The 13485-nt window shown below is 60.3% G+C and carries 11 protein-coding genes; 7 read left to right on the top strand and 4 right to left on the bottom strand.

The features are described 5' to 3' along the window. Positions 1–257: 257 nt before the first annotated feature. The 7 genes from ABWP84_RS16065 (at position 258) to ABWP84_RS16035 (ending at position 9450) form a co-directional block, all read left to right on the top strand. The gene (locus ABWP84_RS16065; protein ID WP_353213058.1) at positions 258–581 is read left to right on the top strand and encodes a helix-turn-helix transcriptional regulator; all 324 of its coding nucleotides are present in this window, start codon (positions 258–260) and stop codon (positions 579–581) included. A 42-nt stretch (positions 582–623) separates the two neighbouring features. Continuing rightward, positions 624–2567 carry a hypothetical protein gene (locus tag ABWP84_RS16060; protein ID WP_353213057.1) on the top strand — a complete coding sequence of 648 codons (1944 nt, stop codon included), beginning with the start codon at positions 624–626 and terminating at the stop codon, positions 2565–2567. Between the two features lie 61 nt (positions 2568–2628). Then, positions 2629–3447, top strand: a complete 819-nt coding sequence (locus ABWP84_RS16055) for a class I SAM-dependent methyltransferase (protein WP_353213056.1) — start codon at positions 2629–2631, stop codon at positions 3445–3447. 15 nt (positions 3448–3462) lie between these two features. Then, positions 3463–4605, top strand: coding sequence for a class I SAM-dependent methyltransferase (locus tag ABWP84_RS16050; protein ID WP_353213055.1), 1143 nt, complete (start codon positions 3463–3465; stop codon positions 4603–4605). Continuing rightward, positions 4602–6164 carry a glycosyltransferase family 1 protein gene (locus tag ABWP84_RS16045; RefSeq protein ID WP_353213054.1) on the top strand — a complete coding sequence of 521 codons (1563 nt, stop codon included), beginning with the start codon at positions 4602–4604 and terminating at the stop codon, positions 6162–6164. Before ABWP84_RS16050 ends, ABWP84_RS16045 begins: the two co-directional genes overlap by 4 nt. Further along, positions 6161–6484, top strand: coding sequence for a hypothetical protein (locus tag ABWP84_RS16040; protein ID WP_353213053.1), 324 nt, complete (start codon positions 6161–6163; stop codon positions 6482–6484). The genes ABWP84_RS16045 and ABWP84_RS16040 overlap by 4 nt, the downstream gene beginning before the upstream one ends. Positions 6485–6510: 26 nt before the next feature. Next, positions 6511–9450: a glycosyltransferase gene (locus tag ABWP84_RS16035; RefSeq protein ID WP_353213052.1), complete on the top strand. Its 2940-nt coding sequence runs from the start codon at positions 6511–6513 to the stop codon at positions 9448–9450. A gap of 69 nt (positions 9451–9519) precedes the next feature. Here ABWP84_RS16035 and gmd read toward each other — a convergent pair whose 3' ends face one another. The 4 genes from gmd to ABWP84_RS16015 form a co-directional block, all read right to left on the bottom strand. Further along, complete coding sequence (gene gmd, locus ABWP84_RS16030) at positions 9520–10497, bottom strand: GDP-mannose 4,6-dehydratase (protein WP_353213051.1); 978 nt, start codon at positions 10495–10497, stop codon at positions 9520–9522. A gap of 80 nt (positions 10498–10577) precedes the next feature. Next, complete coding sequence (locus ABWP84_RS16025) at positions 10578–11720, bottom strand: glycosyltransferase family 4 protein (protein WP_353213050.1); 1143 nt, start codon at positions 11718–11720, stop codon at positions 10578–10580. A gap of 540 nt (positions 11721–12260) precedes the next feature. After that, positions 12261–12611 (bottom strand): NHLP leader peptide family RiPP precursor, encoded by a 351-nt coding sequence (locus tag ABWP84_RS16020; protein WP_353213049.1) that lies wholly within the window; start codon positions 12609–12611, stop codon positions 12261–12263. Between the two features lie 33 nt (positions 12612–12644). Further along, a partial coding sequence (locus tag ABWP84_RS16015; protein ID WP_353213048.1) for a SagB family peptide dehydrogenase occupies positions 12645–13485 on the bottom strand: 841 nt, incomplete at its 5' end.

Genomic DNA, 13485 nt, shown 5'->3' with positions numbered 1-13485 from the left:
CTAGGTGGCAAGGCGAAAAACCGCCCTAAGGCTGTTTTTCGCAAAGGCTGCGGGCGCACTCTGCACCGCCTGTACCTTTGCCGTGGATTTGCTGGCCAATTGCTGGCCGCCTGGCGGGGTGATGCCCCCCTCCGCTTCCGGGGCGGTAAAAATTTGGCGGGGCCGGGGCGATTTTGTGCTGGCTATTGGGCGAGGGGCGCCTATATAGTAACTCGTTAACTCCCCCCCCCCTCACCCACGCCCATCGGATCCCCTGCATGTACGCGCACCCACAGCATAATGGCGGAGACACGGCAAAGCTGCTTCGCCGCGAGGCCGGGCTATGGCTCAAGGAGATGCGCGAGGCCCGCGCCCTGTCACAACGCGATATCGCCGCCCTCGTCGGGGTCGATTATTATACCTTTGTGTCGCAGATAGAATCGGGGCGCGGCCGCATCCCGCCGGATCGTTATGAGGCCTGGGCCCAGGCGCTCGGTTTGGATGTCCGCCATTTCGTCCGCACATTGCTGCGCTTCTATGACCCGGTCACTTATGCGCTGCTCTTCCCTTCCGAGTTGCCGGTGCCGGCCAATTCGGTTTAAAAGGAAGGATTAACTCCGTCAGGGCGCGAGGATTTCCTTAGAATGGGCGCAGCAGTTCTTCCGTTCGTCCCGCGGCGCTCAGCGTCACGCTGGCAGGTTGACGAAATTGCCGAGTGCTACAGGGTTATCGATATCCTTCACGGCGTTGGCATGTCCGTCTCGCTCGAGGTTGGGGCTTCCGATGAGGGCGACCCGTGGTTGGTCTTCATTCGTGAAGATACCCAGGATGTTATCTTTCATATTGCGCGGATGGGCGGGCCGCTCGTCGCCTCCAGCGCGGCCAGCGACACCTTGTTTCATGGCCGCAATATGCGCGATCTTCTTCAGCGCATTCTGCAAACCCAGCCTTTCGTTCTCCCCTCAAGCAAGCCCTTGGGTTGGGATGATCGGCTGCTGATGCACCCGGCCACCATGCTGGTCGCCGTGCTGGCCACCGCGTTTTTGGCCTCGCAGGATTCTGCTGCATTGCCCGGCACCGACGAGACCGCCCCCCGGGCGGAGCCGGCCCAGGCGGGCGAGACTGCAAACGTCATTCGTAAACATCTCGAGCCGAACGGCCCGCCTGGCAGGAGCGTTCCTGCCGCTGAACAACCCACCATCTCTGCCTCAACCATTGCCTCGGCGGTGCTGGCGGCAGTCACCGTGATTGCTGGCGAACAGATACTCCGCTCGGGCGAGTTGCACCCGGATGAACGGTTCATTTTTTCCACGATGACGGCCCTTGCGGCACATCACGCGCCGCCGCAGCCGGCTTCGCCGGTGATAGGAATAGAGCAGGATCCCGAACCGCAGAATCAGCAGGCCCCGGCGCAATCCTTTGATTTCGACGATTCCCGCAATCTTGGCTTGGCATACCAGCAAACTGGCACCGATCTGGGCGCCCTGCGTGCCGGCGTTCCACCACCCGGCACCCCGCTTGATGGCAATGATGTGGCGGGGTCCTTCAACCTCGCCATAACTGCGGCGCTGAAGGGTGGCTTTGGCCTTGAGTCCATTAGCATTGGCGGCGGGCAATTGGCGTTTGGGAGCTATTTGTCTGGGATGTTTCCAGACGCCGTTTTTGCCATGAAGGCTCCAGCGGGGGCGGAAGATGGCCAGGCTGGCTTGGATGAGGGCGGGCATCTGCAGGCCTCCTCCGCATCGCCAAGTACAACAAGCGCGGCTCCGGCATCCGGCCTTGCCCAAGCCGGCGGCGGCGTGAGCCATGCCGCAATGTCCATGCCGGATCTCGCCACTGCGATGGTCGATGCCAAATTGATCGTCAGCAAGATGTCGCTCTCAGTGGCTGACCTGTTTTGGTACGGCGCCTCCATCATGCGCGGGGCTGGCCTCGACCCATATAACGCGACCCGCGCCAATTCGATGGTTGCGGACATCGCGGACACCAAGCCCTTATCTGACAAGTCCATGTTGGGTTCGCCATCTGATGGGCATGTGGTGGCGGATGCCAGTCCGGTGGCAAAGGCCAATCTCGATGGCGTATTTGCCGATTCTGTTGGCAATGGGTTGGCCAACACAGTCGCGCCTATCGACCTCGCCCCGTTGATCGATGCTCCCCTTGGCGGGCGAGTGATTGCCCCCAGCAGCCCGCTGCATAACGCGCCAGCCGGTACTGCGCCGAATTCTACCAGGCCAGAGCCTGGCGATGATTTGTCGCCCACACAAATCGTTCAAATCGCCCAGTCTATTGTGAATTTCATTTATGATCCGCGCCACGAAATTACGCTTAAAGGCCAGGATCTTGAAATATTGCAAATTCTCGTTAAAAATAATCCGGCCATCGCCGGATCAGATAGGCTGTTATTGACACACGGTCAAATATTGGCCGGGGATGGCGTTATGCTGATGCCGGGTGTTGCGCTGGTGCCATCAGAAATTTTCACACCGAAAATTGTAGCGGATTTGCCGACAAAAGCCGGCAGCACGCTTGATGTGTTTTTTAGTCATGACTTGACAGTAACTCTGGCAGGGGTCATCGACCTGTAAAGCTGATAGCGCCCTGCTGAGTCGCAGCTATTCATTCACTTCCTACCTATGGTGGCTTTCAATGCAATTTCCCGTAAGCGACGCTGCGCCTGATTTTGTCAGGCCGGTTTCACAGGCCTGTACCCAGGCGCAGTTCCGCACGCCAGAATTCGAGTTCTGGTGCCGGGAGATTCGTGAGCCATTTCGCTTCCATCGCAAGCTCTGGGAATATTGCTATCTGCTGCAGGCCCTCTCCACCCGCGGCATGATGGCGCCTGGCCGCCGCGGCCTGGGCTTTGGCGTGGGCAAGGAGATGACCGTTGCCGTGCTTGCCGCGCGCGGCGTGCGGGTGACCGCAACCGATCTCGATCTCGCCGCTGCCGGGCCCGAATGGGTTGATACCGGACAGCATGCGGCAGGTGTTGCCGACCTGAACGATAAATGGATTTGCCCCACAGACCTCTTTGCCAAACTCGTTGATTTCCGCGTAGAGGACATGAACGCCATCTCGCGTGACCTCGAGGATTACGATTTTGCTTGGTCGCTCTGCGCCTTTGAGCATCTCGGATCGTTAGAAAACGGCCTGAATTTTGTCAAAAACTCACTGCGCTGCATTAGGCCTGGTGGAATTTTGGTGCACACCACCGAATTCAACATCTCCTCGGATGATGCAACCCTGGATACCGGCCCTGCAGTCTTGTTCCGGAAGCGCGATTTCCTGCAGCTCGCTGAAGATTTGGCAAAGGACGGCCACCATCTGGAGATGAATTTCAATCTCGGTGGCGGCGAACTTGACGATTATATTGACGAGGCACCTTGGAATGATCGGCGCCATCTCCGTCTGCGGCTGGGCGGCTTTGTGACGACCTCGTTTGGGTTCATTATTCGGAAGGCGGGTTAGAGCATGGGAGATCCTATGGTTCCGCTGACCGACCGCCTGCGGGCGATTCCTCTCATTGGGCGCCCTTTGGCTCTGCTGGCCGGCATGTTAGCTTCCCGGCGCACGCAGCTTCGCGTTGTAGAAGCTGAAAGACAGGCGTTAGAGGCTCAGAGGCAGATAGAATTATTGCGGCAGCCATTGGCCGATATTTGGACTGTGCATCGTCAATTGGTTGCCGATGTCCAGGCATTCCAAATCTCGTCGCATCAGGCTCTGGGCGACACAGAGGCGGGGCTGAAAGGCAATATTCTGGTCGCGCGGGATGAGGCGGTGGCCCTCGTTCAGCACGCAACGAATGCGCAACTCTCATCCTTTAACGGCAAGATCCAACACGACATGGCCTTGCTACGGAGCGAGTGGCGCGCCACCCTCGCCCGCGATAGCCGCGCGCTGGAACGCGCTGCCGATGCTCTTGCCCGAAATATAAGCCCGCCCTCGCTGGGCACGGCAGATCTCTCTGCACCCAGCGTTTACGTCGCCTTTGAAAATGCCTTCCGCGGTGCCTGGAAGGTCAAGGAGCGCATGCAATGGTATATGCCGCATATTCGCGCGCTGTATCATCATAAGGAACCTCGTCCGGTTCTTGATCTTGGCTGTGGTCGTGGGGAGTTCCTGCAAGAACTGCAACGCAACAATATTCCCTGCGTTGGAATCGATCTCAACCCTGCGATGGTTGATGCCTCACGGGCACAGGGCCTGAATGTCTCCCTCGCCGAGGCAGTGTCGCATCTGCGAGATAGGGAGCCTGGCTCTTTGGCTGCTGTCAGCAGCTTTCATATGATTGAGCATATTCCGTTCGACCAGGTCTTGCATCTCATCGAGGCTGCCAAGCGAGCGCTCATGCCTGGCGGGCTATTGATTCTCGAAACGCCAAACCCGGAAAATCTGGTCGTGGGCGGTTGTACCTTTTGGTATGACCCCACCCATATCCGCCCGCTTCCTCCCGCCATGATGGCTTTTTATGTGCAGCAGGCCGGATTTGATCCGGTTCGCACCGCCCGGTTCTTCCTGCGGACTGATGAACCAGATGTGGCGACCATCGATGTTCCGGTCTGGCCCTCGGTGGATGGACCACTCGATTATTCCATCATGGCCACGAAGCCTCTCAGCATGCCATGAGTGAGACCACTCCCTCCTTGGCGCAGCGCTTTATCCGGGTCATTCGCAGCCCAAAGCGACTGATACTGGCAGTGATGGAGCGCTCTCCGCTCCGCTCGGTCTTATCCGAGTTCAGGGTGCTGCAACGGCTTCAGCCGAGGGTGGTTGAGGCTGAGCGTCGGCTGGAGCTGGTCGATGTTCACCATGAATGGTTTGCGGGCGTCGACAGCCGAGCCAATGCGCATCATCAATGGCTCATCGACCAGCAAAGGGTCATCGCTGAGCAATCCGAGCGGATGGTAAAGCAATCAGAGCGGATTTTGGCGCTTGAACGCGTGCTGGATACGCAGCGTAACCTCTTGCACTTCCAGAGCCTGCAGCGCGTGGCCGGCATGCAAACGTCTTCAGCCGACACGCCATTATCCCTGCTCTTCGATATCCGCATCACCCAGATTGAGCGGCGTGAGCGCGGCATTTCCCGCTATGTGGCGTCTCTCGCCCTCGCATTGGGTGCTCGCCTGCCCCATCAGGTTTCCTTCCTGATTGACCCGGAACTCCCACTCCCTGACCAATTCGACGAACTCCGCGCCTGTGGCCGCATCGTCAACGGCGCCGCCGAGATTTCTCAATTGCAATCGATATCACATTTCTGTCAGGGCTGCGTCTTCTATCTCTCTCATACAGCAGAAGATTTATTTCCAATTGAAATTGCGCCATTTTATCCCAAAATTTGGTCGATTTTTTATGATTTGGTTCCCATGCTGTATCCAGAACAGTATTTATCAGATCCATTCGCCGCCAGTCGCTATGATTCACTCGTTAAAATACTACCATTTGTTGATAAATATTTGGCAACCAGCGAAACAACCGGCAAGGATTTGACCCGACTCATTGGTATTCCACCCAGCCGGGTGGAGGTCATCATGGGCGGGATTGATACACATCGTTGGCCGGGCGATGCATCGCGAATTGTAGCACCGCTCTCGATCACGAATAATTCAGGCGAAGTCTTCCACCTGCGCGCGCCATTCTGGCTCTACGTGGGCGGCGGTGATTTCCGCAAAAATATCAAAGGCTTGATTGAGGCGTTTGGCCTTGTGCTCAAGGCCGGCATCTCGCCTGCGCCGCAACTTGTGATTGCCTGCCATATACCGGCCGAACTCCGAGAGACGCTTTATGCGGAGGCCGAGAAATTTGGCCTGAAGGGAGGGCGCGATGTGATCATCACCGGCTGGATCGATGATGAGAGCCTTGCCCGGTGCTATCGTAGCGCCTTCGCGACGGTTTTTCCCTCGCTCTACGAAGGGCTCGGCCTGCCTGTGCTCGAATCCTATTACTTTGGTGCGCCGGCACTGGCCTCGCAGACCTCATCCCTCCGCGAAATAACAGCGCCTGAATGTCAATTTGATCCGACCAGCGCCGACAGCATCGCACAAGCCATGCTGCGCATGCATCAGGATCCGACCCTGAGAACTGTTTCTCTTACCTATGGAGAGGAAATGCTCAAGCTCTGCAACTGGCCCGCCATTGCAAACCATGTGGCCGAACTTCTCGAAACCGATCTTGCAAGGTCATCATGACACCAGCGCCCCGCCTGCTGCAGTCACTGCGATTCCTGCCGGAGCCCACCAAGCGCAAACTTCGGCCGCTCTTTCGCCAAACCGTGAATGCGATACGCGCCCTACCAGGCGGCCAACTGCCTGGTAAGGCACTGCGCCTGGTCGCACCCGGCGCCCATCGCTGGCTGCTGCGGCGCTACACCGGCTATCAGGAGACCGCGGTGATAGTGGCACAGTTTGAACAGCCAAACACCTTGGAAGGCGCGCCGCCGGCTGGCCTGCCACAGGATGCACTCTTGTCGTATGGTAGGCTGCTGGCGGTCTCTAGCCGCAGCCATTGAGGCCCATCTTCAGGAAGTAACCCCCCATGCGTTTGGTCATCGACCTGCAGGGCGCCCAGGGCGCCAGTCGCCTGCGCGGCATTGGTCGCTATTCGCGCGAATTGGCGCTTGCCATGGCACGGGCGCCGCAGGGGCATGAGGTTGTGCTGGCGCTCAACGCCTCGCTGCCGTGTGATGAACTGGTTGATGCCTTCTCGCCTCACCTGCCGGCCGCGAATATCCGGCTTTGGCATGGCCCTGGCGGCACCGGGGCGGTCATCGATGGCGCCCATGATCTGCGCCGCGCCGCCGAATTGCTGCGCGCCGAGTTCCTGACCTCGTTGCGCCCCGATCTGCTGCATGTCTCCTCCATCTTCGAGGGCGCGAGTGACAACGTGATCACCCGCTGGCCATCCGCGCTCGAGCGCCCGCCCATTGTCGCAACTTGCTATGACCTCATCCCGTTGATCCGGCGCACCGAATATCTCGATGGCCCCTGGAAAGGCGGCGTGGTGCGCGATTGGTATTTTCGCCAATTGCGGGAAATGCTCCTATGCGACGGGCTATTGGCCATCTCGGAAAGCAGCCGGAACGAGCCGATCAGGCATTTAGGCTACGACCCGGATCGGGTCTTCAATATCCGTACGGGTATTTCACCAGGCTTCGCACCGCGCCATCTCGACGCCGATGCGGCGGCGGCGGTTTTGGCCCGCTATGGGCTGCCGGCGGATTTCGTGCTGTTCGTCGGCGCGGGCGACCTGCGCAAGAACGAGGCGGGGCTCATTCGCGGCTATGCGCTGCTGCCAGAGGCACTGCGGCTGCGCCATCCGCTCGTCATTGTCGGCAAAACCGATCCGGACCAATTGGCCCGCGCCGCCGCTGCGGCGAGCCTGCCCTTTGCCCAGTTGCGCCTCGTCGATTTCGTCGCCGAGGAGGACCTGACCGCGCTCTATTCCTTGTGTGCGGCCTTCATATTGCCCTCGCTGCATGAGGGCTTTGGCTTGCCGGCAGCCGAGGCCATGGCCTGTGGCGCGCCCACCATAGCCAGCGATAATTCCAGCCTGCCGGAGGTGCTGGGCCGTACCGATACGCTGTTTCGGGCCGAGGTTCCGGCCGAGATCGCCTCCCGGCTGGAGCGGGTGCTGACCGATGCCCCCTTCCGCGCCGCACTGGTGGAGCATGGGCCGCGCCAGGCCGGTCTCTTCACCTGGGAAGAGAGTGCAGCCCGCGCCTGGGCCGCCTTGGAGACGATCCATGCCCGCGGGGGGCGAAGCTGGCCCCGGCGGCTGCGTCGCCTGCCCCGCCTGGCCTTTGTTTCTCCGCTGCCGCCGGATGAGACCGGAATTGCCGGCTATGCCGCCGAATTGGCCCTGGTCCTGGGGCAGCATTACGACATCACCTTGGTTTGTGAGCGGGGCATCACCGATGCTGAGCCGCTTGCAAGCCTCCTGCCGGTGATGACCCACGAGCAATTCCTGAGCCAGTCTGAGCCATTCGAGCGTGTGCTCTACCAGGTGGGCAATTCCCCGTTCCATGCCGTTCAGGTCGAGCGCATGCTGCCCATCGCACCTGGGGTGGTGACGCTGCATGACAGTTTTTTATCCGGCCTCGTCAATTGGCGTGCCTGGACCAGCGGCAAGCCAGAACGCCTAGCCGCCGATCTTTTGCGCGAGCATGGCTGGGCGGCGCTTGTGGTGGCAGCGCGCGAGGGCATGGATGCGGCCGTGGGACAATACCCGTGCAGCCAGGCCGTGCTGCGCGCGGCCCTGGGCGTCGTGCAGCATTCGACCCATGCGCGCGCCCTGCTGACACGGCATTTCGGCGCCGCACTGACAGAGCGTGTGGCGCTGATCCCATTATTGCATCAACCGGTGCTTCTGCCTTCCCGCGCGGATGCGCGCGCGGCGTTGGGGGTGCCTGAGGATGCCTTCCTGGTGTGCAGCTTTGGCATCATCTCCAACTCCAAGGGGCCAGGGCTGCTGCTGAGCGGCTTCGAAGCCGTGCAGGCCGATATTCCAGGAGCGCTGCTGCGCTTCGTGGGTGAGCCATTGCAGGAGGTGCTGGCGCTGCTGCCCGCCCATATGATGACCGGGCGCACCGACCTCCATCACTACCAAAACTGGCTTGCCGCCGCCGATGTCGCCGTCCAGCTGCGCCTCGCCTCGCGCGGTGAAACATCGGCCGCGGTGGCTGACTGCCTGGGTGCGGGGCTGGCGACATTGGTCAATGATCTCGGTGCCGCGGCCGAATTACCCGATGGCGTGGCCTATAAGCTGCCTGCCTCTGCCGATGCGCCTGTGCTCGCCGCTGCATTGCTGGAGTTGGCACGTGACCCAGACAGGCGGGCTGCGCTGGGCCAGGCAGCGCGCAGCTACGCGCAGGAGGCGCTGGCACCCGTGCAAGTCGCCGCCGCCTATCACGCGGCGATAGAGGCCGCTTACGCCGATGGCCCCGCCATCCAGCGCTGGCGGTTGGAAAGTGAGGCTGGCGCCGGGCTGAGCGCCTCAGCGCCTAAACTGGCGGCTTTGGCCAGCAGCGTCAGCCGAACCTTCCCCTCGCCCCGCCCACAACAATTATTGCTGGCCTGCGGCGCTGTCGAGGCCCTGCCCGCGCCGCTGGCGGCGCTCGTGCGAGACTGCCTGGCCAATCATCCCGCCTGGCTTCGCGTGCACACCGTCACGCTTGGCGAATTTGGCCTGGTGCAGGACTGGGCAGCGGCCACGGCCCTGCTGGGCCTGCCCATGCCCGATGGCGAGCAGCAGCATGCGGAGTTGGGGCCTGGCGATGTTTTGCTGTCTCTGGCGCCGAAGGCGCTCGAGCCTGCGATATTAATGGCAGCCCGCGCCCTGGGTGTGGCCACTCCAAGGCTGGAAGAGGCCGGCCTTACCGGCGCCGCTTCGATCGCAACCCTGCTGGGGCGTTATGCGCCAGCCTATCAACACGTCACGGAGAGTGAGAGCATAATCCGTTCAAACGGCATCGTTTGAACGGATAAGGATGCTTGACAAACAAAGGCTCAGAGCCTGTGCAGTGAGCCGCAGCGAACGAAACAGGCTCTAAGCGCCGCGTGCGCGGTGCCGGAAAAGATCGGCGTCGACCATCTCGGCCATCATATCCTCAAGCGTGGTCTCAGCCTTCCAGCCGAGTTTTTCCCGTGCCTTGTCTGCATTACCAAGCAGCACATCCACTTCAGCCGGACGGAAGAAGGCCGGGTCTGCCGTCACGTAATCCTCGTAGTTCAGCCCGACATGGGCGAAGGCAAGGCGGCACATGTCGCGCACTGAGACGGTGCGGCCGGTGGCCACGACATAATCATCCGGCTCGCTTTGTTGCAGCATCAGCCACATGGCCCGGACATAGTCGCGCGCATGGCCCCAGTCGCGCGTGGCGTCGAGGTTGCCCAGCTTCAGTTCCTTGGCCATGCCAAGCTTGATCCGCGCCACACCATCGGTGACTTTGCGGGTCACAAACTCAATGCCGCGCAATGGGCTTTCGTGATTGAACAAAATACCGGAAGAAGCATGCAGGCCAAAGCTCTCGCGGTAGTTGACTGTCATCCAGTGGGCGTAGAGCTTGGCCACCGCATAGGGGCTGCGCGGGTAAAAAGGGGTCGTCTCACTCTGCCGCGGTTCTTGAATGAGGCCATACATTTCAGAGCTGGAGGCCTGATAGAAGCGCGCTTTCGGGCGAATCAGCCGCACAGCTTCCAGAATATTGCCAGCGCCGAGCGCGGTGACCTGCCCGGTGAGCAGCGGCTGGTTCCAACTGGTCTTGACGAAGCTCTGGGCGGCCAAATTATAGACCTCGTCGGGCTGCACCTCCTGGATGACACGCAGCAGGGCGGATAGATCGATCAGGTTGCCATCGACAATCTCAACCTTGCCGGAAATGCCCAGCCAGCGCAGGCGCGCATCCACCACGTCAGACGATGAGGAGCGGCGGGCCATACCGAAGACCTCGTAGCCCTTCTCCAGCAGCAGTTGCGAAAGGTATGCGCCGTCTTGCCCGGTGACGCCCGTAATAAGTGCCCGCATATTAAGCTCTGTTCCACTTTCACATATTTGACCGCACTGCGCTCTAGTCTATGTCTGACCCCCAGGGCAATCCCTCATGATCAGACTGGCGGCTCCGGCGCGCTTTCCAGTAGAGCCAAGGCCCTGGCGCCACAGATAGCAGGCGTGAAGCCCGCCATTCGCTGCATTCCTGCCTCTGCCAGCCGCGCCCGGAGCACCGAATCCCCGGCCAGCGCCTGCAAAGCTGTCGCCGCATCCGTGATGTCCGGCTCGGCCCAATGGGCCCCTCGCACCGAGTAGGTTCCGCGCTCATCTCGGGCAGGCACCGCGTTCCAACCCACCAGCATGGCGGAGTCAGCATCCATGAAATCCATATTGCCCGACCAGGCCGTTGTCACCACGGGAACGCCCAGTTGCATCGCTTCGCATAGCGCCAAGCCCACGCCCTCGGCGCGATGGAGCGAGAGGAAGGCATCGGCGCAGGCTATCAGCGCCCAAACCTCGCCCCGGCTCAACTCCTGGTCCAGAATGCGGATATTGGCCACCCCGGCTGCCGCTTGCTGCACCGCGGCCCAGGCGTCGCCGCCCTGTTGGGTGTTATAGGTCTTCAGCACCAAGATGCGGCTTGGGTCATCGCCAAAGGCGGCGCGGTGCGCGGCGATAGCGCCGAGTGGGTTCTTGCGTTCCACCGATGATGAGGCATCGAATACTGAAAGCGCGATAAAAGCCGCCTCGGGCAGCGCAAAGTCAGCGCGGCCGAGCGGCGCGCGCGCCGGCTCTGGCACAGGGTAATGCACCACCTGCACGGGGATAGTGCCAGCGCGCTGGGCTGCAGCATTGGCCACGAAGGCCGATGAGCACCAGATTCGATGCACGAAGCGGAAGCCGCGTTGCCAATCCCCGGGCATGACTGGGAGTTCCCAGTTCCAAAACCCAATCACGTGTTTCCCTGCGACGGCCTTACGGCCCAGAGCCGCCAAGCCCCAGGGGAGCATGGGGCCGTTCACATGCACGATGAGCGTGCCCGGGCCATGTGGCGCATCTGGCGGCGGGCCGGCTGGACCTTGGCGCAAGGCTGCGGTCAGGTCTGCCCGATAGACCCTGGCACCTGCCTGCTCCAGCATATCGGCCAGACGCCGCGCACCTTCACCCAGACCAGAGGGCGCGCGGAAATATCCAGCGATGGTGATCGGCCCTTGCGGTTGTGGCGCAGGCCTGTTGGGGCGCGGCGCAACCGAGGCCATGGCAGAAAATAGCGCCCAACGTCGGGTTTCTGGCGGCAAAAGGCGCCAGGCCCGATGGCCGAGGCTGAGGATGTGACGCTTCTGACCTTTCTGATCGCCCAGCTGGGACATCCGGTTGGAGGAAGGTGTTTCCGGAGCAATCGTCTTGCGGACATCAAACAAAGCTTGCACAGCCCCAGCCAGACAGATGACACCCAATAAGAATTGCAAACCGCATACATGCTGCGCCTTACGGGCACAAGCTGGGCGACGAAAACCATGGCCCGGGTTCACGACCTGTTGCTTGATACCAGCCGGCCAAAACGGGGCTAAGACGCAGCAAAGGCGAGGTGTTGGCCCCGGCCGCTCCGAGGGCATGAACCCCGAAGCCTGCCGCCACATCTCGCCAAAAATCCCGATATCGTTTAGTTTAGAGCATCTTTATCCGTTCAAACGAAATCGTTTGAACGGATAAAGATGCTCTATAAAAAAACTTAAATCCTATGCATTGAGCCGATACGAACCGAACAGGCTCTAGGTCCGAGTATTTTTTATAATGGATCAAGGAGAAAATTTCCAAAAACGATTGCCCGGTCTTGGAGAATTACCCCCGGACAATTGGGCGAGGACTTCATCTGACAGCTCATCCGTGGGCATCTGCGGCAGTACCAGATGCAGTGGCTTGTCGGTGTTATCCGCCACGATTACCCTCACGCCTCCAGGCACATCGACGCCCTCAGCCTTCAGCGCGGCAGCTGAGTTGGCGATCTGTTCCGCCTTGAAGGCTGAGTCACGCCATGCCTTGGCGATGAACCTGGCCCATTGCGCTGTCGCTTTCAGGCATGGTCTGTCACTCAGGATTTCTATGACATAAGGCTGTATGAGTTTTTGCCGTTCGGAGACCAGAAACATCTGGAACCTGCGGTGAGGCGTCTGCGGGCTTTATCACGCCGGCCGACCAAAACCGAACTCGGCAATGCTGGTTTCCTCCCAGCTCGAAACACCCGTTGCTTGTGCAAATAAATCAGAATTACCGGCACCAATGGCACAACCGGCCAGACCAAGATCCGCTGCTGTCAAATACAGACTCTGAACCACAACACCGGCATTAAGCAGTGACATGCGGTAGGCGATAGCGGTATATTTCCAGGCGAGGCGTGGCATCCGCGAAGTGATAACCATCACGGCATGGGGAGGCTGGTCGGGTTGGCCCCAAGAAGCGGCGCACTCAGCCACCATTCCAGCCGCGGCTTTTTCAGTATTTAGAATAAGCGTAAGGGCATGTTCCTCGCCGTTATAATGATAAAGGCCAGGGCTCAATTGGTCGCAACAACCGATTTCCAGGTAAAACTCCAATTCATGTATGGCGCCGGCCGAGGGATACGGGCGCAGCAAAGTTTGCTGCGGTATAGGATTGCGGCCTGGATGGATCTCTTTCACCCTGGCAACGCGGTGAAGAAGCTGGCTGATTGCCTCGATGCTCAGCGGTTCTGCCGACATCGCACGCACTGAGCGGCGGTTTTCCATAACATCGCGCAAAGCAGCACTGCTCGAACTGGGCAGTGAACCCGGCCCCGGCAAGGCAATGCGCTGGCCTTGATAATGCGGGCGGATCGCAGGCGGGGCGGGCCATTGATCCAAGAACCGATAGGTGGCGCCACGCCTCAACAGATCATTGTGTTGTCGTGTGGTGCGATGAAATAACCTTTCGTCGAATTCCCAGCTTTGGCGCATGGGCGGTTCCTCGGCATCGGCATCCACGACAAAGCCGGGCGACACCAACAAG

It is taken from the genome of Rhodovarius sp. (assembly GCF_040399605.1).
Lineage (GTDB): Bacteria > Pseudomonadota > Alphaproteobacteria > Acetobacterales > Acetobacteraceae > Rhodovarius > Rhodovarius crocodyli_A.
This window is presented reverse-complemented; position numbering and strand designations above follow the sequence as displayed.

What these genes read in the sequence shown, in the direction of transcription:
- ABWP84_RS16060 (WP_353213057.1), top strand. Translation starts at nt 624, where the DNA reads ATGGGCGCAGCAGTTCTTCCGTTCGTCCCGCGGCGCTCAGCGTCACGC.
- ABWP84_RS16050 (WP_353213055.1), top strand. Translation starts at nt 3,463, where the DNA reads ATGGTTCCGCTGACCGACCGCCTGCGGGCGATTCCTCTCATTGGGCGC.
- ABWP84_RS16020 (WP_353213049.1), bottom strand. Translation starts at nt 12,611, where the DNA reads ATGTTTCTGGTCTCCGAACGGCAAAAACTCATACAGCCTTATGTCATA.
- ABWP84_RS16045 (WP_353213054.1), top strand. Translation starts at nt 4,602, where the DNA reads ATGAGTGAGACCACTCCCTCCTTGGCGCAGCGCTTTATCCGGGTCATT.
- ABWP84_RS16025 (WP_353213050.1), bottom strand. Translation starts at nt 11,720, where the DNA reads ATGGCCTCGGTTGCGCCGCGCCCCAACAGGCCTGCGCCACAACCGCAA.
- ABWP84_RS16040 (WP_353213053.1), top strand. Translation starts at nt 6,161, where the DNA reads ATGACACCAGCGCCCCGCCTGCTGCAGTCACTGCGATTCCTGCCGGAG.
- ABWP84_RS16065 (WP_353213058.1), top strand. Translation starts at nt 258, where the DNA reads ATGTACGCGCACCCACAGCATAATGGCGGAGACACGGCAAAGCTGCTT.
- gmd (WP_353213051.1), bottom strand. Translation starts at nt 10,497, where the DNA reads ATGCGGGCACTTATTACGGGCGTCACCGGGCAAGACGGCGCATACCTT.
- ABWP84_RS16055 (WP_353213056.1), top strand. Translation starts at nt 2,629, where the DNA reads ATGCAATTTCCCGTAAGCGACGCTGCGCCTGATTTTGTCAGGCCGGTT.
- ABWP84_RS16035 (WP_353213052.1), top strand. Translation starts at nt 6,511, where the DNA reads ATGCGTTTGGTCATCGACCTGCAGGGCGCCCAGGGCGCCAGTCGCCTG.